Source organism: Amycolatopsis sp. Poz14 (genome assembly GCF_006704225.1).
Lineage (GTDB): Bacteria > Actinomycetota > Actinomycetes > Mycobacteriales > Pseudonocardiaceae > Amycolatopsis > Amycolatopsis nivea.
In genome coordinates this window covers 8,520,723-8,540,552 of sequence record NZ_JACLHD010000001.1, presented here as the reverse complement: position 1 = coordinate 8,540,552, position 19,830 = coordinate 8,520,723, and the positions used below count along the sequence as shown (strand labels likewise).

Sequence of the window (19,830 nt, the reverse complement as noted above, 5' to 3'; positions counted from 1 at the left end):
CCCGGAACTTTCTCGGGTGGTCTCACCGCCTGGAGCCGTGGAAGACGACGAACCTGCCGCCACCGCATCGCGGGCCGCGGCTGAGGGGTGAGGTGCAGGGCCCGTGCTTGCCTATGTGATCGGCGTGGTGCTCTTCGCGCTCGCGATCTGTGTTTCGGTCGCGTTGCACGAAGCGGGCCACATGGTCACCGCCCGGATGTTCGGGATGCGGGTCCGCCGGTACTTCGTCGGCTTCGGGCCCACGGTGTTCTCCTTCCGGCGCGGCGAGACCGAGTACGGCCTCAAGGCGATCCCGCTCGGCGGCTTCTGCGACATCGCGGGGATGACCGCGCTCGACGAGGTCACCGCGGAAGAGGCCCCGCGCGCGATGTGGCGGTTCAAGGCCTGGAAGCGGACCGTCGTGATGTCGGCCGGTTCCATCACGCACTTCCTGCTCGGCTTCATCGTGCTGTTCGTCATGGCCGCGACCATGGGCCTGCCGAACGTCGACCAGAAGCCGATCGTTTCGACCATTTCGGACTGCGTGCGCGGCGGCACCACGGTCGAGCAGGTCAACAACCCGGTCTGCCAGCCCGGCGACCCGGCCCCGGCGAAGAAGGCGGGCCTGCTGCCCGGCGACGTCGTGGTCTCGGTGGCGGGCAAGCCGACGCCGACCTGGGACGCGATGGTGACCCAGGTCAAGGCGGTCTCCGGGAAGGTCCCGGTGGTCGTGGACCGCGGCGGGAAGCAGGAGACGTTCGTCGTCGACGTGCCGAAGGTGACCCGCCCGGCCGCGAACGGCGGCACCGAATCGGTCGGCGCGGTCGGCGTCGGGGTCGCGCGGAGCATCCAGTACAGCCCGCTCGGCGCGTTCGGCGGCGCGGCGTCGTTCACCGGCGACATGTTCGCCCGCACGTGGGACGGCCTGATGGCCTTCCCGAAGCGCATCCCGGCGGTCTTCAACTCGATCTTCGGCGGCGAGCGCGACCCGGACACCCCGGTCAGCGTCGTCGGCGCGAGCAGGCTCGGCGGCGAGGCGGTCGAGGCCGGGCTGTGGCAGGTGTTCCTGCTGCTGCTGGCCAGCCTGAACTTCTTCATCGGCGTGTTCAACCTGCTGCCGCTGCTGCCGATGGACGGCGGGCACATCGCGATCGTCTGGTACGAGCGGGTCCGCGACTGGCTGCGCGGCCTGCGCGGCAAACCCGCGGGCGGCCCGGTCGACTACACGAAGCTGTCCGCGATCACGATGGTGTTAGTGGTCATCGGCGGCGGCGTCACGCTGCTCACGGTGACGGCCGACATCGTCAATCCGATCCGCCTGCAGTAACCGCGCGCACCTGGCGGGTCACGCGTGCGTTCCCGGCCGCCCGACCGGGGGTAACGCTGCTCACCGCGTCGGCTGACTTCGTTGAACCGTGCCCGGGTGGGGTGGGTACGCTGGAAGCGTGACCGTCGCGTTAGGTATGCCCGCTCTGCCCCCGCCCGTTCTCGCCGAGCGTCGCAAGACCCGCCAGCTGATGGTGGGGTCGGTGGGGGTCGGCAGCGACCACCCGATCTCGGTGCAGTCGATGACCACGACGCTGACCTCCGACGTCAACGCCACCCTGCAGCAGATCGCCGAGCTGACCGCGGCGGGCTGCGACATCGTGCGCGTCGCGTGCCCGTCGGCCGACGACGCCGAGGCGCTGCCCGCGATCGCGAAGAAATCGCAGATCCCGGTGATCGCCGACATCCACTTCCAGCCCAAATACGTGTTCGCCGCGATTGAGGCCGGCTGCGCCGCCGTGCGGGTGAACCCGGGCAACATCCGCAAGTTCGACGACCAGGTCAAAGAAATCGCCCAGGCGGCGAAGGACCACGGCACGCCGATCCGGATCGGCGTCAACGCCGGATCGCTGGACAAGCGGCTGCTCGAGAAATACGGCAAGGCCACCCCGGAAGCCCTCGCCGAATCGGCGATGTGGGAAGCCTCGCTCTTCGCCGAGCACGACTTCCACGACATCAAGATCTCGGTCAAGCACAACGACCCCGTCGTGATGGTCCGCGCCTACGAAATCCTCGCCGACCAGTGCGACTACCCGCTGCACCTCGGCGTCACCGAGGCCGGGCCCGCGTTCCAGGGCACCATCAAGTCCGCCGTCGCGTTCGGCGCGCTGCTGCGCCAGGGCATCGGCGACACCATCCGGGTCTCCCTGTCGGCCCCGCCGGTCGAAGAGGTCAAGGTCGGCACCCAGATCCTGCAGTCGCTCAACCTGCGGCCCCGCAAGCTGGAGATCGTGTCCTGCCCCTCCTGCGGACGCGCCCAGGTCGACGTCTACACCCTCGCCGACCAGGTCACCGCCGGTCTGGAAGGCATGGAAATCCCGCTGCGCGTCGCGGTCATGGGCTGCGTCGTCAACGGCCCCGGCGAAGCCCGCGAAGCCGACCTCGGCGTCGCCTCCGGCAACGGCAAGGGGCAGATCTTCGTCAAGGGCGAAGTCATCAAGACCGTGCCTGAGCACGCGATCGTGGAGACTCTGATCGAAGAAGCCATGCGGATCGCCGAGGAATCCGGCGAGTCGATCGGCGAGGGCGCTCCGAGCGTCACCGTCGGCTGAGTTTTCCCTGCGAAAGGGCTCCCCGGCTTAGGTCGGGGAGCCCTTTCTTTTTCAGCGACGTTCCAGCAGGACGACCGGAACCTGCCGCCCGGAAGCGGCTTCGAACTCGGCGAATTTCGGGACCTGCGCGATCTGCTCGGCCCAGATCTTGGCGCGTTCCTCCCCGGCGGTCAGCCGTGCTTCGACCGGGATTTCCTCCGCGCCCGCCTCGATGACCGTCCGCGGGTTCGCCATGAGATTGCGGTACCACGCGGGATCGCGCGGACTGCCGCCGTGCGTGCCGAAGACCGCCCAGCTGTCGCCGACCGGCTGGTAGAACAGCGGGCTGATCCGCGCCTTCCCGGTTTTCGCCCCGATGTGGTGCACGAGGATCAGCGGCATCCCCTTTTCCGGAAACCCCGGCAGATACGGCGGAACTGGCCGGCCCGCGGCGAATTCCTCCGGACTGCTCCAGGCGACGTGTCCGGCGTTCTCCCGGAATTCGGCGAGGATCCGGACATTCCAGTCGTCGAGGGTGGGCACGGCATCTCCTTCACTAGGCGGAGCACTTGCTCCGCAAAGTAGCACACTACCCGGAGCATGTGCTCCGGGTAAGCGAGTATGCTCGGCACATGGCCGTGGCTGACCCGCAGACCCCCACCCGCCGTCGCGCCCTCCGTGCGGACGCGATCCGCAACCGGGAGGCGATCGTCGAAGCCGCGGCCGAGGTGATGGCCGAGCAGGGAGCCGCCGTCGACGTCCGCGAGATCGCCCGGCGCAGCGGGGTCGGCATGGGCACGCTGTACCGGCATTTCCCGAAGAAGGAAGACCTCGTCCGGACGGTCCTGGACCAGGACTTCTCCCGGTGGGCCGAGTCCGCGCGCCAGGCAGCCATCGAGGCGGACGACCCGTGGGCGGCGCTGACCGATTTCTATCGGCAGGCGTTGTCCGGCTGCGCCCGGCACTGCGCGATCATGGAGAGCTTCGCGCTGACGTGGACGGACCCCGATCCGACGGGGATCCCGCAACTCCGTGCGGTTCTGGAGGAGCTACGGGCGCGCGCGGAGGAGTTGCTGCGGCCCGGGGTGACTACGGACGATCTGGTGCTGCTGCTGATCTCGCTGGGGTACGCGGCGCAGTTCACGGACGCTTGCCGGCCGCACATGTGGAACCGGCTGCTGCGGGTATCCCTCGACGGATTGCGGGCGGAACATCGGGAGCCGTTGCCGGAAAGCTAGCCGCCAGGGGTGATCGTGAGCCCGTGGCGCGGATCCGGCACGGCGTCGAGCGCTGCCCTGACAGACGGCTGGTCGCAGAATTCGTTGCGGATCGCCTCGGTTTTGAAGGCGATCTCGAAGACGACGCCGCGTTCGTGCGTCCGCCAGGACCATCGCACGGCGCGGTCGATGATCGCGGCTTTGAGCAACGCGTCGGAGTAGGTGCGTCGCCAATCGCTCGCGGAGGATTCTCCGTCGAGCACTTCGATGGATAACCATGGATCCGACACTGCTTCAGGCCCTCTCCGCTTCGGCGTCGCTCAACAGAAGCAGTGCGTAGTAAGCCAGGAAATGCTCCACCGCATACGGCCCCTCCGTAACCTGCGGCAGCCCAGCCTCCGCATGCTCGCGCGAAGCCGCCTCAATCACCGCGATCCGGCCGTCTCCCTCCGGCAATGCCGCCGCGATCCGTTGCCAGCACCACGCGCGGTGGAGGTTGAGCCCGTGCAGATGGGCGATCAACCCGTCGGAAGCGTCGGTCACCACCGCGGGAGTGAAGAGCGCCGCCGGGTTCCGCTCGCCGATCCCCGGCAGGAAACCCTCCAGCCAGGCACCGAAATCGGGTACCAGCCGGCTCATCAGCTCGGCTTCGGCCAGGGCGGGGCTGAGGAAATCAGCACCGGACGGTTCCCAAGCCCCGGGGTAGTCGCGGTCCTTCCCGAACCAGCGCCACGCCGTTTCGGTGAGGACCTGCAGCAACTGCGGCTCGCCCCGGGAGGCCAGGTACCGAGCGTAGGGAAGCGCACGAGAGAGTCCGAAAGCGCCGTTCTCGTGCAGCCCGTACCGAATCGGGTACGTGACCTTCGGCAGCCAGTCGAGGAAGCGGGTCACGAAAAGCCTGCTCAACGGTTGCAGCGCCGCGGACCAGCGCGTGGCGTCCGGGTCGTCCCAGGTGGCGGTCTCGAACGTCAGCGCCAGCAGGATCGACCAGCCATACGGACGCTGGGTCGTACGGTGCTGCTCCGGCGCGAAGTAGGCGGCTTCGGCAGCCAAGGCGGGCTCAGTCAGGTGCGCGTTCAGTACGGCACGGATCTCGTCGGCCGGGACGAACGTCGGGTATCGGCGCAGCAGATGCACCAGCACCCAGAACATTTCCACGCACGAATGCCAGTCGAAGCTGCCGTAGAAGCAGGGGTGCAGCTCGCGGATCGCCGGGACGGGAGTGTCGTCGAGGCGCCAGTGGCTCTCGTAGTGCGGATACTCGCGTACGACATTGGCCAGCGCGACTTCCGCCAACTCGCCGGCGTGCGCGACCATGTCAGCCGCGCAGGTGATGTTGGGCGGCTTCGCGGATCTGGATCCGGACGTTCTCCAGCGAGGCCGCGACCTCGTCGATCTGCCGGATCGCGATCTGCACCGAACCCTGGATGGCGGTCGCGGAGCCGGTTTCGCCGAGCAGGCCGAGCACCTGGGCCTGCAGGTCTTCCAGTTCGCCCTTGGTGGCGAGGGCGATTCCGGTCGGCACCTGGTCGGCGAGCAGTTCGAGCTGCTGCGCCTGTTCCTGGATCGTCATCGGGCTTCTCCTCATCGTGGGGACCGCTCTCCCGTGGTAGCAGAATTCGCCCGCATCGGGGCTAGCCTGGTCGCGTGAGTCACAGCTGGGCCGCCCGTCCGCCGCATCCGGTGCTGCGGGGCCTGGTCACGCGCTACGTCGGGTACGCGCAGGAGAACGTCACCCTCGAGGTACACCGCGGGCTGCCCTCGCGGCACATCACGCTCGTGATCAGCCTCGAAGACCCGATCCGGTACGCCGGGCTGGCTGGGGCGGGAGCACTGCAGAGCGTGGTCGGCGGCCTGCACACCGAACCCGCGCTGATCACGCAGGACCGGGTGCAGCGCGGGGTGCAGCTGGAGCTGGATCCGCTGGGGGCGCGGACGCTGCTCGGCGTCACCGCCGCGGAGCTGACCGGCCGGGTAACCGACCTGGCCGACTTCGGCGGCGACCTCGCCCGTTTGCCGGACCGGCTGGCCGCGGCGGACGACTGGCGCACCCGGTTCGCGATCCTCGACGAGGTGCTGGCCGCGCGGGCGGTCGAGCGCGCCGAACAACCGCCGGAGCTGGACCGCGCGTGGCACGAGCTGCGCCGCAGCGGCGGGCTGTTGCGGGTCGGCGAGCTGGCGAACGAGGTCGGCTGGAGCCGCCGTCACCTGGGGGAGCGGTTCCGCGCCGAGCTGGGATTGGCCCCGAAACAGGCGGCCCGCGTACTGCGATTCGAGCGGGCGGTTCGGTTGCTGCGCACCGGACATCGCGATTTGGCTGGGATCGCTTATGCCGCAGGGTATTACGACCAGGCACACTTCTCGAACGAGTGGCGTGCGCTGGCGGGGTGTTCGCCGCGGACGTGGATGGCTGAGGAGCTCCCGTTTCTCCAAGACGAGTCGAAGACCGCCGCCGCAGAATCGGTGGCATGACTCCGCAACCGACAGTCTGGCCCGCTTTCCGTTACAACGACGCGCGCGGCGCGATCCGTTTCCTCACTGACGTTCTCGGATTCGAAGAAACCCTCGTGGTGCCCGGAGAAAACGGCGTCGCGCACGCCGAACTCCGTTGGCCCGAAGGCGGTGCCGTGATGCTGGGCAGTTGCGGCGGCCCAGCCGACGGCGTGCACGACGAGATGAAACCCGGCGCCAGCGCGGTGTACGTGGTCTCGGATCGGGTCGACGAGATCTACGCCCGCGTGCGCGAAGCCGGTGCCGAAATCAGCCTGGAGCTGCACGACACCGACTACGGCTCGCACACGTTCACCGTTCGCGACCCCGAGGGGAACGCTTGGACGATCGGGAGTTACCGCGGCGCTTAGCCCTCGGGGTAGAAGACGAACAGGGTGCAGCCGGTCGCCGAAGCCGGGACGTGCCACGAACCCGCCGGGGCGTGGATGAACGTGCCGGCCGGGTAGTCGCGGGCGCCGTCGTTGAAGGTGCCGGACACGACGAAGACCTCTTCGGGACCGGGCTCGTGCACGTCGCGTTCGGGCCACGTGCTGCCGGGATCGAACTCGACCACGTTGGCGTGCGCGCCGTTTTCGCCCTTCCACAGCGGGCGGAGACGGATGCCGGGGAACAGGTCCTTCACCGGGGCTTCGCCGGCCGGGACTGAGGTGTAGCCCGGCTGGGCAAGGATTTCGGAGTGCATGACACCCAGGTTGGCGTCCCGTGCCCGCGCGGGACAGTGTCAGGAAAGACGTCATCGGGTACTTTCTTGCCATGCATCGCGTGGTCGCACTCGTCCGGCCGGTGCAGTCGACGTTCGAACTCGGCTGCGGCGCCGAAGTGTTCGGCACGCCGAGAGACGGCGTGCCGCAGTACTACGAATTCGAGGTGTGCACCGAGAATCCCGGCCCGGTACCGACGTCGGCCGGGTATGCGATGCACGTGTCCAACGGGCTCTCGAAGCTCGCCACGGCCGACACGGTACTGATCCCCGGCTGGCTCCCGGTCGAGACGTCGCTTTCCCCGAAGGTGCGCCGGGCGTTGCTGAGCGCGCACGAACGAGGCGCGCGGCTGGTCACGATCTGTTCGGGCGTCTTCGCGCTCGCGCAGACCGGACTGCTGGACGGAAGAACGGCGACAACGCACTGGGCGCGAGCCGAACAGCTGCGCCGGGATTTCCCGGCGGTGCAGGTGGAACCGGACGTGCTGTACGTGGACCACGGCGACGTCGCTACCAGCGCAGGTGCGGGAGCGGGCATCGACCTGTGCCTGCACCTCGTCCGTCAGGATCACGGAGCGGCGCACGCGGCGCTGGTCTCGCGGCACATGGTGATGCCGACGCATCGCGAGGGCGGGCAAGTGCAGTACGCGCCGCCGCAAGCGTCCGCGAACACGTTGGACGGGCTGCTCGACTGGGCGGGGGAGCGGTTGGGCACGCCGCTGTCGGTGGAGGATTTGGCTGCCCGCTTGCGGATTTCGCCGCGGACGCTGGCTCGCCGGTTCGCTGATCAGCTCGGGACGAGCCCGGGTGCGTGGCTGTTGTCGCGGCGAGTGGCCGAGGCACGGCGGCTGTTGGAGGAGACGGACCTGCCGGTGGACGCGATCGCGGTGCGGGTCGGCCTGGCGTCGGCGGTGAACTTGCGGCGCCGGTTCCGGGCGCAGGTGGGGACGACTCCGGGGGCCTATCGAAGGGCTTTCCGGATAGGGTGATCGGCGCGCACCGGCAGGGAGGTCCGGTACGCGCCGATCACCGGTTACGCGGTGGTGGCTTGCACCGTCACCGCGGGGCCGACGCCGTTTCCGGTGACGGCGGCGATGGTGAACGTGTACGCGGTGCCGGACTTCAACCCGTCCACGACGCGGGTCAGGCCCTTCTGGGTGGGCTGGCTGACGATCGTGTCGCGTCCGGTGACCTCGATGGTGCGGCCGTCGGACACGGTGATCCGGTAGCCGATCACCGGGGTCGACCCGGTTTCCGCCGGCGGCGTCCAGTGGATGCTCGCCGCGTCGGTGCTCGGCAGCGCCTTCGCCTTGGTCGGGACAGCAGCGAGCTGAGTGCCCGGCTGCGCGACGGTGACCGGCGCCGAAGGCAGCGACGGCAGGCCAACCCCGTACCGGTTGCGCGCCGCCACCGTGACCGTGTAGGTCTGGCCGTCAGTCAGCTTCGGGATCACCGTGTACCCGGTGCGCGCGAAGTCCTTGGCAGACACCGAACTCGTGACACTGTGCTTGCCGTCCGACGCGGTCAGCAGGTAATCCTGCACCGGCGCACCGTTTTCCGCGACAGTCGGGTTCCAGGTCGCGTACAGCTGGCCGGACACCGAGAAGGTGCCGATCCGCGTCGGGGCCTGCGGAGCGGACGCGCCGTCGATCCGGCGGTTCAGCACCGAGCGGTGGCCCGGTTCGATCCCCGCGTTGTCCACAATGGACTTAGGCGCGGCGGCCGGGTTGTTCAGCAGGTGGTTGCCCGAGGTGATGACGCCCTTCTTGTCGCCGTCCGGATCGCCCTGCTCCCAGTAGTTTCCGGAGATGACGGTCGGGTCGTTGTTGCCGAGCGAGTCGCGGTAGTCGACGTGCGTGGAGGCCACGTTGGCGTACGCCGCGTGGTAAAGCACGTTGCCGGAAACGGTTTCGTAGGTGCAGCCGTTGTCGGTGTAGACCGACTTGCCGAGGCCCCACTGGTCGTAGATGACGTTCCCGGTCACCTTCTCGCCCTCGGCCTGCGACGGGCCGGTGATGCCCTGGGTGTAGATGCCGCCGCCGTCGTCGAGGGAAAGCATGTAGTCGTGGATCAGGTTGTCCGACACCACGTTGTTGCGCGAGACGTTCGGCGTCGCGGCCTGCTTGATCTTGTCCGGCCAGCCGCCCCAGCCCATCGAGATGCCGGAGTACGCGACGTGGTCGATCTGGTTGTGCGACACGACATTGTCCTGCGAGTACCCGTTGACGATCGGCACCCCGCCGGTGAATTCGCGCGGCATGCCGTACAGGTGGTTGTTGGTCACCTTGACCCGCGCCGTCAGGTCCGCGCCGGCGGCGGTCGGCTTGCTGACGCCGCCGATTTCGACGCCGTTGCCGGAGATGTCGGTGAACACGCTGTCGGACACGCTGCTGTCCTGCGCGCCCTCGCCGAGATCGAGCCCGGCCGCGCCGAGGTGCGCGAACACAGCGTCCCGGAATTCGATCCGGTGCCCGTGCGACATCGAGACGTTGCCGGGTTCCTTCGTCCAGTCCGCGTACGGGCACGTGCCGCCGGGTGTGAACTGGCAGAGACCTTGCGTGGCCCAGCCGCGCTCGCCGGTGATCCGGTAGCCGGCCTGGATTTCGGAGAAGCCTTCCGGCGACGACGGTTCGAGCCAGGTCGCGTAGGAGAACTGGATGCCGCGGAACGAGATGTCGTGGATCGGCGCTTCGGCGGTGCCGCGACCGTCCACGAGCTTCTCCAGCGCGGGCATCTCGACGTCGGCCCAGTGCAGGTTCTCGCCCTTGCGCGGCAGGTAGTACACGGTGTGCGCGGAGCGGTCGAGGTACCACTCGCCGGGCGTGTCCAGCAGCTCGAACGCATTCTCCACATAGGACGGTTGCCGTCCGTTGGTGAGATCGCCCGGGCCGACCATGTTGACCGAACGGCCGGGGATGTCGGCGAACATCACGCGCCGGGTCGAGTTGTCCCAGCACGGCTGCGCCATGGTGATCGTCGTGCCCTGCGCCGAGGCGACCGGGCAGCGCGGCTCGGTCCACTGGCCCAGGCCGTTGCGCTCGACGTTCCACAGCTCCTCGCCGCTGGTGTACACCAGTTCGAGGTCGCTCGGGTTCCGCCAGTGCGCCATGGTGTCCGCGGACGCGGTGTACCCGGTGTCAGTCGCCTTCACCGTGACCGGAAGCCGCCCGGACGCTCGCTGCGCGCGGACGCCGTCGACGTACAGCTGGCGAGTGTTGTCCAGTCCGGCGGGCGCGGGCGCGGAGTAGAGGCCGGGGCGTCCGGCGACCGGATGCCAGCCGGTGACCTGCTTGCCGCCGCTGACCACGGTGCCCGGCGAGCCCTGCCAGACGACCCGGTGGCCGTTCGTGCCGGAATCGGAGGCGTCGAGTTCGAGCGGTTTGTCGAGCCGGTAGGTGCCGGAGGCGACGTGCACGGTCAGGTCGGAGTTCAGGTGCGCGGCGCGTTGCCGGACGAGCTGCTGGGCGCGGGGGAGCGTGCGCACCGGCGACCAGACGGCCCCGGAGCCGGAATCGTTGCCCCACGGCGAGACGTACACGTCCTGGCTGCCCGGCCACGCGGCCGCCGCACCGGCGGGCAGCAGCGCGGTCGCGGTCAGCGCCGCGACCGCGAGCCCGAGGGTGCGCGCTGGTCTGAACTTCATCCGGGACCTCCGTGTTCGCCAGTGAACGACGCTGGGGCGCGCCGCAAGAAAGATAGGATCTATTCGCGATCGTGTCGAGAGGTCTCCGATGGATATTCCCAGCATTCACGGTGGTGAACAGGGTTGATCCGGTCGGCGGGTTCCGTCCCGGCTAGCGGTCAGTGATCCGATGAATCATTGCTGCGGCCGCCGCGCCGCTTGTACAACGAAGCGATCCCCGGGAGAGGTGGTCGCGATGAAGCGAAGGCGGATCGGTGTGCTGGCCGCGGCGGTAGCGGTGCTGGCCGGAGCGCTGGCGGGAACAGCCGCCGCGGACAGCCAGTCGATCGAATCCTGGACGCCGGTGGCGAGAACGCCGCCGATGGGCTGGAGCAGCTGGAGCGCGCTGCGCCGGAAGTTCACCGAGGAAACGATCAAGGCGCAGGCAGACGTCATGCACGACCGGCTCGCCGCGTACGGCTACCGCTACATCAACATCGACGCGGGCTGGAACGACCACGTCGACGAATTCGGCCGCGTCGCGCCGGACCCGAAGAAGTTCCCGAACGGCATCGCGTCGCTGGCCCGGTACCTGCAGCAGCGCGGCCTCAAATTCGGCATCTACCTGGTGCCTGGCGTCCCGGCGCAAGCGGTCGCGGCCGATTCGCCGATCGAGGGCACTCCGTACCGGGTGCACGACATCGTCATGGCGGGCGCGGGCAACACCGCGGACGACAAATCCGCGAAACTCGACTTCAGCAAGCCCGGCGCGGCCGCGTACGTCCGCTCGCAGGCGCGGCAGCTGGCGTCGTGGGGCGTCGACTACATCAAGATGGACTTCGTCGGACCCGGCGGGGGCAAGATCCCGGCGGACAACCGCGAGGACATCCGGCAGTGGCACGCGGCGATCCAGGCGACCGGCCGCCCGATCCACTTGGAACTGTCGAACTCGCTCAGCATCGCCGAGGCCGCGACCTGGCAGCGCTACAGCAACGGGTGGCGGATCGAGGGCGACATCGAGTGCTACTCGCACTGCGTCGGCCTCACGAACTGGGACGTGCGGGTCAAGCTGCGCTTCGCCGACGCTCCCAAGTGGACTGGCTTCGCGGGCCCCGGTCACTGGAACGACCTGGACTCCATCGAGATCGGCAACGGCGACGCGAACGGCATCACCCCGGACGAACGGCAGAGCGTCATGACGCTGTGGGCGATCGAAGCCTCGCCGCTGCTGCTCGGCACCGACCTGACCAAACTCGACCCGGACGACCTGAAACTGCTCACCAACCGCGAGGTGCTGGCCGTCGACCAGGCGGGACGGGCAGCGCGTCCGGTTTCGCAGGCGACCCAGCAGCAGGTGTGGTTCAGCCCCGACGGCCGCGGCGGAGTGACGGTCGCGCTGTTCAACCTGGGCTCGACGGAGGCCCCGGTGACCGCGTCCTGGCAGGACCTGGGTCTGCGCGGCCCGGCGGCGGTGCGGGATCTGTGGACGCACCGGAACCTGGGCGTGAGCCGGGACAGCTTCACCGCGACGCTCGCGCCGCACGCTTCGCGGCTGCTGCACCTGGTCCCGCGGCATCACTGAGCTCCCGCACGCGGCGGCCGCCGTCCGTGAAGGGCTCCTTCGCGACCGGCTGCGGGTCGTGAGGGGAACCCTGCGGGAATCTGCGTCCGTGAGGGTGGCCCTCACGGACCTTGCCGTGCCCGGGCGTCCGTGAAGGGCTCCTTGCGGGAATCCAAGTCCGGGAAGGGGCCCTTCACGGCCCGCAGGCGTCGTCGTGAGGGGAACCCTGCGGGAATCTGCGTCCGTGAGGGTGGCCCCCACGGACCTTGCCGTGCCCGGATGTCCGTGGAGGGCTCCTTCACGGAATCTGATTCCCTCGGGGAGCCCTTCACGGATCCCCGGGGAAGCTCCGGGGGCACCCGGGCGGGGTGCCTCCGGAGCCCTCTTCCGCGGATTCGGGCACGGTCGGTGGCGGAGCCCGCCGGGGCGCCGCCGTTCGGGTGCGAGGGCCGTTCATCTCAGCGTGTCGGCCGGCTCGCGTTCCGTTCACCCGGTTCATCTGGCACTCTGGACCCCGTGTTGCGGCTTGCAGGTGCACGGCTGCTCGATGATCGGGACTATCCGGCGGTGCGCGCTGCACTCGCCGCCGACCCGGTGGGCAGCTGCATGGTCAGCGCCCGGGTCGAGGCGGCCGGTCTCGACCCGTGGCGTCTTGGTGGCGAGCTGTGGGCGGCCGACGCCCGTCCGGTGCGCGCCGGACGGCTCACCGGGCTGTGCTTCGCCGGGCCCAACCTGATCCCGTTGCGCGGCAACGCTTCGGCGCTCCGGTCCTTCGCCGACCGGGCGCTGCGCCGCCAGCGCACCTGTTCCTCGCTCGTCGGTCCCGCCCCGCAGGTGCTCGGGTTGTGGGACGAGCTGTCCTCGGAATGGGGCCCGGCCCGCGAGGTGCGCGGCGACCAGCCGCTGATGGCCCTCGAAGGCGACCCGCTGGTGCCCGCCGACCCGCAGGTCCGCACCGTCCGGCCGCACGAACTGGACCGCTACCTCCCCGCAGCCGTCGCGATGTTCATCGAGGAGGTCGGCGTCGACCCGCGCGCGGGCGACGGCGGGGCCAGCTACCGCGCCCGGGTCAGCGAGCTGATCTCCACCGGCCGCGCGTTCGCCCGGTTCGAGGACGGCGAGGTCGTGTTCAAGGCCGAGATCGGCGCGATGTCCGCGCGGGTCGGCCAGATCCAGGGCGTGTGGGTGCACCCGGACCGGCGCGGCGGCGGGCTCGGCACCGCGGGCACCGCGGCGGTGGTGAACCGCCTGGTCCACGGCCTCGGCCGGACCGCGAGCCTGTACGTGAACGGGTTCAACGCGCCCGCGCTGGCGGCATACCGGCGGATCGGGTTCCAGCAGGTCGGCCAGTACGCGACGGTGCTGTTCTGAGCTGGCTGCGCCGCGGCCGGGCGAGGTCGTAGGCTGGGGGACATGTCCGTTCGCGCCCCGTTGAAGCCCGGCGTCCAGACGCCGCGCCGTGCCGTCCCCGCCGACATCGCCCGTCCCGAGTACGTGGACCGGCCGGCGCCGAAACGGGACACCGGCAACGGAGTGCGCACGCCCGAGGTCATCGAGGCGATGCGGGTCGCGTCGAAGATCGCCGCGCAGGCGCTCGAGGAGGGCGGCAAGGCGGTCAAGCCGGGCGCGACCACCGACGACATCGACAAGGTCGTGCACGAGTTCCTGCTCGACCACCGCGCGTACCCGTCCACGCTCGGCTACCGCGGCTACCCGAAGTCGTGCTGCACCTCGCTGAACGAGGTGATCTGCCACGGCATCCCGGACTCGACCGTGATCGAGGACGGCGACATCTGCAACATCGACGTGACGGCCTTCATCGGCGGCGTGCACGGCGACACCAACGCGACGTTCCTCGCCGGCGACGTCTCCGAGGAGGTGCGGCTCCTGGTCGAGCGCACCCGAGAGGCGACCGCACGCGCGATCAAGGCGGTCCGCCCGGGCCGGCAGCTCAACGTGATCGGCCGCGTGATCGAGGCGTACGCGAAGCGCTTCGGCTACGGCGTGGTCCGCGACTTCACCGGCCACGGCGTCGGCCCGGCCTTCCACACCGCGCCGACGGTGCTGCACTACGAGGAGCCCTCGGTCCAGACGCTGATCGAAGAGGGCATGACCTTCACGATCGAGCCGATGATCACGCTCGGCACCATCGACTACGACCTGTGGGCCGACGACTGGACGGTCACCACGAAGGACAAGAAGTGGACGGCGCAGTTCGAGCACACCCTCGTGGTGACTGCTGACGGCGCGGAGATCCTGACGCTTCCGTGAGACGCCTCGTGAGCGGCGGTGCCGGTTCTAACCGGCGCCAGCACTCACGAGCCGCTGCGGGTTGCGTCGAGCTGGGCGGTCATGAGTGGCCATGCCGGTTAGAACCGGGATAGCCGCTCACGAGGCCTGACCAGCCACCACAGCAGCTTTTGCCCCGCCTCCGCCGCACCGCCGCTCCGTGACAGTGCGCCGGTTGTCGTGAGCGCGTAGGCCGGTTCTAATCGGCCTACGCACTCACAAACCCTCAGCCCGCGCGATCAACTCGTCCAGGAACCCAGCCGCCTCCTCGGCAGCCCGCCCGGCGTCGCGCGCCTCGATCGCGTCCACCAGTTCCCGGTGCCGGATCATCTCCGCGTGTTCCGGATTGTCCGAAGTGGACGCCACGCTCGCGGTGATCGCCTCCATCAGGCCGCGGTAGAGCTCCAGCAGCAGCCCGTTGTGCCCGCACCGGACCACGACCTGGTGGAATTCCGCGTCGCTGCGGGCGAAATCGTCGAGGCGGCCCTCGTCCCAGTCGGTGTCGCGCCGGTTGAGCAGGACGCGCAGCTCAGCCAGGTCTTCCTCGGTGCGCGCGGTCGCGGCCAGCCGGGCGCCCTCGACCTCCAGCAGCCGCCGGACGTGCAGCACCTCGCGCAGTTCCGTTCCGCACAGGCGGCGGATCGCGCCGGACACCTCGCTCGTCGCGCGCACGTACGTGCCGTCACCCTGGCGGACTTCCAGGATCCCGGTGTGCGCCAGCGCGCGCACGGCCTCGCGGACCGTGTTGCGCCCGACGCCCAGCTGTGCGGACAGCTCCGGCTCGGTCGGGATCCGGTGCCCGATCGGCCATTCGCCCGCGGTGACCGCCTCGCGCAGCTGATCGATGACCTGGTCGACGAGTCCGGCGCGGCGGGTGGTGGCCAACGGCACAGCCTGATCCCTTCATCCAATCATCCTACGTATGGAATAGTAGCGCACATGCCCGCCGACTCCCGAGACGCTGCAGCCGTGTCCACTGCCACCTATTCCGACCGGCTCGAGCTCGAGCTGGAAGGCAGCCTCGAGGAGGAGGTGCCCGCCGGTCGCCGTCCGGGCGTGGTGGCGGGTGGCGTGCTGCTCGCGGTCGCGGTGGTGCTGACGGCGATGAACCTGCGGCCGGCGATCACGAGCGTCGGCCCGCTGCTCGCGGAAATGCGCGGCAGCCTCGGCGCGTCCGCGGTGTGGGCGAGCATCCTCACGACCCTGCCCGGCCTCTGTTTCGCCGGCGCCGGATTGGCCGCGCCCGTGCTGTCGCGCCGCCTGGGCATCGGCCCGGCGATCGGCCTCGCGCTGGCGGTGTTGACCGCGGGCCTCGCGGTGCGGGTGCTCGACGGACCGTACGTCGTGCTCGGCGGCACGCTCGTCGCGACCGCGGGAATCGCGCTGGTCAACGTGCTGATCCCGGTGGTCATCAAGGATTCGTTCCCGGCTCGCGTCGGGCTCATGACCGGCGTCTACACCGCGGCGCTGCAGGGCGGCGGCGCGGCGGGTTCCGCGCTGAGCCCGCCGCTGGAATCGGCCCTCGGCGGCTGGCGCGCCGCGCTCGGCAGCTGGGGAGTGCTGTCGGCGATCGCGTTGGTGGCATGGCTGATCGCTTCGCGCGGCACCGGCCGTCCGCCGCGTCCGGCCGCGGGCTCCGCTCCCGCCCGGTCGCTGATGCGCAGCCCGCTCGCATGGATCGTCACGATCTTCTTCGGCCTGCAGTCGTTCATCGCCTACGTCGTGATGGGCTGGCTGCCGCAGGTGTTCATCGACTCGGGCGTCAGCAAGGCCGACGCCGGTCTGCTGCTCGGCCTGATCTCGGTGATCGCGGTGCCGATCAGCCTGGTGATCCCGCCGATCGCCGCGCGGCAGAAAAGCCAGAGCCCGTGGATCGTCGGCATGGGCGTCTTCGGCGCGGCCGGCATGCTGGGCCTCGTCATCGCGCCCGGGTTCTCGCCGCTGCTGTGGAGCATCCTGCTCGGCATCGGGATGAGCGTCTTCTCGCTGGCCCTGACGGTGATCGCGCTGCGAGCCCGGACCGGCGCCGAGACGGCGAGGCTGTCGGGAATGGCGCAGGGCTTCGGCTACCTGCTGGCCGCGGTGGGGCCGTTCGTGTTCGGCCTGCTGCACGACGCGACGGGCAGCTGGACGGTGTCGTTGATCGTGCTGCTCGTGGTGATGGTGACGCAGATGATCTTCGGTGCGCTGTCCGGGCGGCGCCGTTTCGTGTGAGGCTGGCGTGACTGTGTCACGCTGAGGCCATGACGGCGCGGCCACGACGGAGCGGCATAGTGAGCCGAGCGGTCTTCTTGTGCCTGATGGCCGTCGCCGGGGTCGCGCTGATGTGGTTCACCATCGACGTCTTTTTCGTGAGCTGGAAGCCGAAGTGCCAGCCCTCGCCGGAGGTGCGCTGCCAATGGGTGGACAGCGGGAAGACCGCGACCGTCGCCGACCAGTGGGATCAAAACGCCTTCATCGTGGCCGTCATGTTCGGTCTCAGCGTGTTTCTCATTGTCGCGCCTGTCTTTCTGGCGATCCGCGACGTCCTGCGCCGCCGGGACGAAAGCTTCGAGGCTCAGCTGCGCGGGTCGGATCCGCCGCACAGCTGAACCTCTCTCAGCTCGCCAGCGCCGCCTCGGGCAGCTGGCCAGTGCGCCGGACGTCGTCCAGCGCGGCCACCGCGACCGCGAGGCATTCCGCGGCCCGTTCGGACGGCATCGCCCGAAGCTCCTCCAGCAACGCGAGCGTCGCGGCTGTCGTCCCGAGCTCGGCCCGCCGCACGGCGAACACCAGCTCGAGATCCGTCACGTCGGTCCAGCGAGCGGCCAGATTCTCCGCGGCCGCAACGATTTCCCCGGCGATCATGTCGGTCATGTCAGTCCCCGCACCTCCGCGGAGAACAGTAACAACGCGACATCCTTGTTACCCGATTCGGGAATCCCCGCCCCGGGTGATCAACTCTGGGTATCCCCGGAGTCAGTCCAGCGGCAGATTCAGCAGCGCGTTCTCCACCAGTTCCGGCATCGCCGGGTGGATCCAGTACTGCCCGCGCGCCATCGACCGCGCGTCGAGGCCGAAGCTCATCGCCTGGATCAGCGGCTGGATCACCGTCGACGCCTGCGGGCCGATGATGTGCGCGCCCAGCAGCTGCCCGGTCGCCGGATCGGCCAGCAGCTTCGCGAAGCCGGAGGTGTCCTCCATCGCCCAGCCGTAGGCGATGCCCGCGTAGTCCTGCTTCGAGACCACAAAGGACAGTCCGCGCTCGGTCGCCTGCGCCTCGGTCAGCCCGACCGACGCCACCTGCGGCGAGGTGAACACCGCGTGCGGCACGAACCGGTGGTCGGCCTTGATGCGGTCGTCCGGGTGCGCCAGATTGTGCTGCACCACGCGGGCTTCGTGGTTCGCGACGTGCTTCAGCTCCAGCGGCGACGAGATGTCCCCGAGCGCGTAGATGCCTTCGACGGACGTCTGCTGGTAGTCGTCCACCACAACGTGCCCGCGCTCGGTGGTGGCGACGCCGGTGGCGGCCACGTCGAGCAGATCCGAGTTCGGCTTGCGGCCGGTGGCGACCAGGATCAGGTCGGCCTCGACGGTCTCCGCGCCCTGCGGGCCTTCGAGATCCAGCGCGACCCCGTTGTCCGTGCTGCGCGCGCGAACTGTCTTGCGGTCCAGCCGGACGTCGAACCGCTGCGAAGCCAGTTCGGTGAACCGGGCGCTGACGTCCGCGTCCTCCTGGCGCAGCAGCGCGCCGGAACGGTTCACCATGGTGACCGCGACGCCGAACGACGCGAAGACGTGCGCGAACTCCGCCGCGATGTACCCGCCGCCGAGGATGACGATCCGCTCCGGCAGCGTGTCGAGCCGCATGACCGTGTCGGAGGTGTAGTAGCCGGTTTCGGCCAGCCCCGGCACGTCCGGGATCACCGGCCGCCCGCCCGCGGCGAGCACGAACCGGTCCGCGGTGACGACCTCGTCCGGACGGCCGTCGGCGAAGCTGACCCGCAGCTCCTTCATGCCGGTGAACCGGCCTTCGCCGCGGTAGACGTCGACGTTGCGGTTGTCCTCGTGGTTCTCGCGGTACTCCGCGCCGCCCTCGGCGATCGGGTCGATCCGGCCGAAGATCCGGTCGCGGATGTCCGGCCAGCGCACCGCGGTGAGCTCTTCGTCCACGCCGAAGCGCGAGCTGTGCTCGGGCGTCGCGGCGACGTCGGCGGCGTAGACGAACATCTTCGTCGGGATGCAGCCGACGTTCAGGCAGGTCCCGCCGAACACGCCTTTCTCGACGATGGCCGTCCGGAGGTCGGCGAACTCCGGCCCGAGGATCGAGTTCCCCGATCCGGTCCCGATGATCACCAGGTCGTAGTGCGGCACGGCGGTCCTTCCCGAAAGCGGTCTGCTGCCAGCCTAGTCAACCCCGGATGCCCGCCCCGGTGTTCCCGGCTCACTCGCCGTTGGCTGTGAAATGCATCCGGTCGACCGGCGACTTCCACGCCCCGCCCCACTGCCAGCCCGCCGCGGCGAACGCGCGCACGACCGGGCCGCCCGCGGTGACCATCCCCGGCCGCACGTTCGCGCGGTCGACGTAGGCGGACGCCAGTTCGGGGAGGACGAGGTCGTCCTTGGTGTAGGGGTTGCAGAACGGATTGACGTCCACCGCGAGCCCGTACGCGTGCGCGGACCAGTTCTTCTGCCCGCGCACCGGGCGGCAGACGAACGCGCTGGTGTCGTTGCCGTCGCCGGTCGGCGGGGCGTCGAGTTCGGCGGGGGAGGTGATGCGCATTTCCTCGATGGGGAACTGCTGCGCGTAGAGCTCGCCGAACGCCTTGACCACCCCTGGAGCCGCGTCCTTGTTCACCAGGAGCTCGCCGGTGTGCGTGCGATGGTCGAAGCCCCAGAAGGAAAGCGTGACGTACCGGAGGTCGGCCGACGACACCGGACAGGCGGCTTGCCAGGTGCTGCGCTTGAGCACGGCGTCAGGGACGTCGGCGATCTTCGAGGTGTACGTCGTGCCGGACGGCGGCGGGAGGAAGTCCTGGGTCGGCAGCGAACGGTTCACCAGTTCGGGTGGAGTCGGCCGGATCTCGCCGAAGCCGTCCGGGCGGCGCGGCAGCGGATGAGCACCCACCTGCCAGGTGACGGCGGGCGCGCTCGTCGCTGTCCGAGTTGCCGGAAGTGTCGGACTGGGCGGTGCCGACGGCGCGCTCAACGGGCTGGGCGGGGGAGCCGCGGGGGTGCTGGTGGCACATCCGGCCAGCAGAAAGAGCGTCAGCGCGCCGGCCGTCGCGGCTGTTTTCCGTCGCATGCCCCCAGCTAAGCGAATGCGCTCGGTGTATAGAGACTCCACCCGTTCCAGTGACACCGTTTTGGGCTTGGCCCGTTTAGGGTAATCGCGG

Annotated in this window: 21 protein-coding genes; 11 read left to right on the top strand and 10 right to left on the bottom strand. The window is 69.6% G+C overall.

The window, feature by feature from the left end; translation table 11 throughout:
• Window positions 1-103: 103 nt before the first annotated feature.
• Window positions 104-1,306: an RIP metalloprotease gene (locus FKO37_RS39635; protein ID WP_134668094.1), complete on the top strand. Its 1,203-nt coding sequence runs from the start codon at window positions 104-106 to the stop codon at window positions 1,304-1,306.
• Window positions 1,307-1,424: 118 nt separating this feature from the next.
• On the top strand, window positions 1,425-2,576 hold the full coding sequence (gene ispG / locus FKO37_RS39630) for a flavodoxin-dependent (E)-4-hydroxy-3-methylbut-2-enyl-diphosphate synthase (RefSeq protein WP_238607760.1): 1,152 nt from the start codon (window positions 1,425-1,427) through the stop codon (window positions 2,574-2,576).
• A gap of 51 nt (window positions 2,577-2,627) precedes the next feature.
• Here the strand turns inward: ispG and FKO37_RS39625 are convergent, their stop codons facing one another.
• On the bottom strand, window positions 2,628-3,098 hold the full coding sequence (locus FKO37_RS39625; protein ID WP_238607759.1) for a nitroreductase/quinone reductase family protein: 471 nt from the start codon (window positions 3,096-3,098) through the stop codon (window positions 2,628-2,630).
• A gap of 89 nt (window positions 3,099-3,187) precedes the next feature.
• On the opposite strand from FKO37_RS39625, the gene FKO37_RS39620 reads away from it, so the two are divergent.
• Complete coding sequence (locus tag FKO37_RS39620) at window positions 3,188-3,793, top strand: TetR/AcrR family transcriptional regulator (RefSeq protein ID WP_238607758.1); 606 nt, start codon at window positions 3,188-3,190, stop codon at window positions 3,791-3,793.
• On the opposite strand, the gene FKO37_RS39615 is transcribed toward FKO37_RS39620, so the two are convergent.
• Genes FKO37_RS39615 through FKO37_RS39605 form a run of 3 tightly spaced genes read right to left on the bottom strand, consistent with a single transcriptional unit; the run spans window position 3,790 to window position 5,345 of the window.
• Window positions 3,790-4,035, bottom strand: coding sequence for a hypothetical protein (locus FKO37_RS39615; protein ID WP_238607757.1), 246 nt, complete (start codon window positions 4,033-4,035; stop codon window positions 3,790-3,792). The genes FKO37_RS39620 and FKO37_RS39615 overlap by 4 nt on opposite strands.
• Before the next feature lie 31 nt (window positions 4,036-4,066).
• On the bottom strand, window positions 4,067-5,089 hold the full coding sequence (locus FKO37_RS39610; RefSeq protein ID WP_238607756.1) for a DUF2891 domain-containing protein: 1,023 nt from the start codon (window positions 5,087-5,089) through the stop codon (window positions 4,067-4,069).
• Window position 5,090: 1 nt separating this feature from the next.
• The gene (locus tag FKO37_RS39605) at window positions 5,091-5,345 is read right to left on the bottom strand and encodes a hypothetical protein (RefSeq protein ID WP_037820327.1); all 255 of its coding nucleotides are present in this window, start codon (window positions 5,343-5,345) and stop codon (window positions 5,091-5,093) included.
• A gap of 74 nt (window positions 5,346-5,419) precedes the next feature.
• Here FKO37_RS39605 and FKO37_RS39600 point away from each other — a divergent pair, with 74 nt between their 5' ends.
• Together FKO37_RS39600 and FKO37_RS39595 are read left to right on the top strand one after the other, a co-directional pair.
• Window positions 5,420-6,244 (top strand): AraC family transcriptional regulator, encoded by an 825-nt coding sequence (locus FKO37_RS39600; RefSeq protein ID WP_134733672.1) that lies wholly within the window; start codon window positions 5,420-5,422, stop codon window positions 6,242-6,244.
• Window positions 6,241-6,633 carry a VOC family protein gene (locus tag FKO37_RS39595; RefSeq protein WP_043830372.1) on the top strand — a complete coding sequence of 131 codons (393 nt, stop codon included), beginning with the start codon at window positions 6,241-6,243 and terminating at the stop codon, window positions 6,631-6,633. The genes FKO37_RS39600 and FKO37_RS39595 overlap by 4 nt, the downstream gene beginning before the upstream one ends.
• On the opposite strand, the gene FKO37_RS39590 is transcribed toward FKO37_RS39595, so the two are convergent.
• Window positions 6,630-6,965, bottom strand: coding sequence for a cupin domain-containing protein (locus tag FKO37_RS39590; RefSeq protein ID WP_238607755.1), 336 nt, complete (start codon window positions 6,963-6,965; stop codon window positions 6,630-6,632). The two genes, FKO37_RS39595 and FKO37_RS39590, sit on opposite strands and share 4 nt — an antisense overlap.
• Window positions 6,966-7,036: 71 nt before the next feature.
• Here FKO37_RS39590 and FKO37_RS39585 point away from each other — a divergent pair, with 71 nt between their 5' ends.
• Window positions 7,037-7,972, top strand: a complete 936-nt coding sequence (locus FKO37_RS39585) for a GlxA family transcriptional regulator (protein ID WP_238607754.1) — start codon at window positions 7,037-7,039, stop codon at window positions 7,970-7,972.
• A 44-nt stretch (window positions 7,973-8,016) separates the two neighbouring features.
• Here FKO37_RS39585 and FKO37_RS39580 read toward each other — a convergent pair whose 3' ends face one another.
• On the bottom strand, window positions 8,017-10,626 hold the full coding sequence (locus tag FKO37_RS39580) for a fibronectin type III domain-containing protein (RefSeq protein ID WP_238607753.1): 2,610 nt from the start codon (window positions 10,624-10,626) through the stop codon (window positions 8,017-8,019).
• Window positions 10,627-10,861: 235 nt separating this feature from the next.
• Here FKO37_RS39580 and FKO37_RS39575 point away from each other — a divergent pair, with 235 nt between their 5' ends.
• From FKO37_RS39575 to map, 3 genes are all read left to right on the top strand, one after another.
• Complete coding sequence (locus tag FKO37_RS39575) at window positions 10,862-12,187, top strand: glycoside hydrolase family 27 protein (RefSeq protein WP_238607752.1); 1,326 nt, start codon at window positions 10,862-10,864, stop codon at window positions 12,185-12,187.
• A gap of 495 nt (window positions 12,188-12,682) precedes the next feature.
• Window positions 12,683-13,537, top strand: coding sequence for a GNAT family N-acetyltransferase (locus tag FKO37_RS39570; RefSeq protein ID WP_037820337.1), 855 nt, complete (start codon window positions 12,683-12,685; stop codon window positions 13,535-13,537).
• Between the two features lie 42 nt (window positions 13,538-13,579).
• Window positions 13,580-14,437, top strand: a complete 858-nt coding sequence (gene map / locus FKO37_RS39565) for a type I methionyl aminopeptidase (RefSeq protein WP_037820338.1) — start codon at window positions 13,580-13,582, stop codon at window positions 14,435-14,437.
• 234 nt (window positions 14,438-14,671) lie between these two features.
• Here the strand turns inward: map and FKO37_RS39560 are convergent, their stop codons facing one another.
• A complete protein-coding gene (locus FKO37_RS39560) occupies window positions 14,672-15,346 on the bottom strand; it encodes a FadR/GntR family transcriptional regulator (protein ID WP_037820340.1) in 675 nt (224 codons plus the stop codon).
• 48 nt (window positions 15,347-15,394) lie between these two features.
• Here FKO37_RS39560 and FKO37_RS39555 point away from each other — a divergent pair, with 48 nt between their 5' ends.
• Window positions 15,395-16,669: a CynX/NimT family MFS transporter gene (locus tag FKO37_RS39555; RefSeq protein WP_374204430.1), complete on the top strand. Its 1,275-nt coding sequence runs from the start codon at window positions 15,395-15,397 to the stop codon at window positions 16,667-16,669.
• Between the two features lie 59 nt (window positions 16,670-16,728).
• A complete protein-coding gene (locus tag FKO37_RS39550; protein ID WP_238607751.1) occupies window positions 16,729-17,046 on the top strand; it encodes a hypothetical protein in 318 nt (105 codons plus the stop codon).
• Between the two features lie 7 nt (window positions 17,047-17,053).
• On the opposite strand, the gene FKO37_RS39545 is transcribed toward FKO37_RS39550, so the two are convergent.
• The 3 genes from FKO37_RS39545 to FKO37_RS39535 all read right to left on the bottom strand — a co-directional run bounded on the left by FKO37_RS39545 (window position 17,054) and on the right by FKO37_RS39535 (window position 19,739).
• Complete coding sequence (locus FKO37_RS39545; RefSeq protein ID WP_043830355.1) at window positions 17,054-17,311, bottom strand: hypothetical protein; 258 nt, start codon at window positions 17,309-17,311, stop codon at window positions 17,054-17,056.
• Window positions 17,312-17,413: 102 nt separating this feature from the next.
• The gene (locus FKO37_RS39540; RefSeq protein ID WP_134669602.1) at window positions 17,414-18,808 is read right to left on the bottom strand and encodes a mycothione reductase; all 1,395 of its coding nucleotides are present in this window, start codon (window positions 18,806-18,808) and stop codon (window positions 17,414-17,416) included.
• A gap of 70 nt (window positions 18,809-18,878) precedes the next feature.
• Window positions 18,879-19,739, bottom strand: a complete 861-nt coding sequence (locus FKO37_RS39535) for a M15 family metallopeptidase (RefSeq protein WP_238607750.1) — start codon at window positions 19,737-19,739, stop codon at window positions 18,879-18,881.
• Window positions 19,740-19,830 lie beyond the last annotated feature (91 nt).

Bases quoted from the DNA above. Each gene is read 5' to 3' on its own strand.
- FKO37_RS39575 (WP_238607752.1), top strand. From the start codon at position 10,862: ATGAAGCGAAGGCGGATCGGTGTGCTGGCCGCGGCGGTAGCGGTGCTG.
- FKO37_RS39590 (WP_238607755.1), bottom strand. From the start codon at position 6,965: ATGCACTCCGAAATCCTTGCCCAGCCGGGCTACACCTCAGTCCCGGCC.
- map (WP_037820338.1), top strand. From the start codon at position 13,580: ATGTCCGTTCGCGCCCCGTTGAAGCCCGGCGTCCAGACGCCGCGCCGT.
- FKO37_RS39605 (WP_037820327.1), bottom strand. From the start codon at position 5,345: ATGACGATCCAGGAACAGGCGCAGCAGCTCGAACTGCTCGCCGACCAG.
- FKO37_RS39610 (WP_238607756.1), bottom strand. From the start codon at position 5,089: ATGGTCGCGCACGCCGGCGAGTTGGCGGAAGTCGCGCTGGCCAATGTC.
- FKO37_RS39555 (WP_374204430.1), top strand. From the start codon at position 15,395: ATGCCCGCCGACTCCCGAGACGCTGCAGCCGTGTCCACTGCCACCTAT.
- FKO37_RS39595 (WP_043830372.1), top strand. From the start codon at position 6,241: ATGACTCCGCAACCGACAGTCTGGCCCGCTTTCCGTTACAACGACGCG.
- FKO37_RS39535 (WP_238607750.1), bottom strand. From the start codon at position 19,739: ATGCGACGGAAAACAGCCGCGACGGCCGGCGCGCTGACGCTCTTTCTG.
- FKO37_RS39580 (WP_238607753.1), bottom strand. From the start codon at position 10,626: ATGAAGTTCAGACCAGCGCGCACCCTCGGGCTCGCGGTCGCGGCGCTG.
- FKO37_RS39585 (WP_238607754.1), top strand. From the start codon at position 7,037: ATGCATCGCGTGGTCGCACTCGTCCGGCCGGTGCAGTCGACGTTCGAA.
- FKO37_RS39545 (WP_043830355.1), bottom strand. From the start codon at position 17,311: ATGACCGACATGATCGCCGGGGAAATCGTTGCGGCCGCGGAGAATCTG.
- FKO37_RS39620 (WP_238607758.1), top strand. From the start codon at position 3,188: ATGGCCGTGGCTGACCCGCAGACCCCCACCCGCCGTCGCGCCCTCCGT.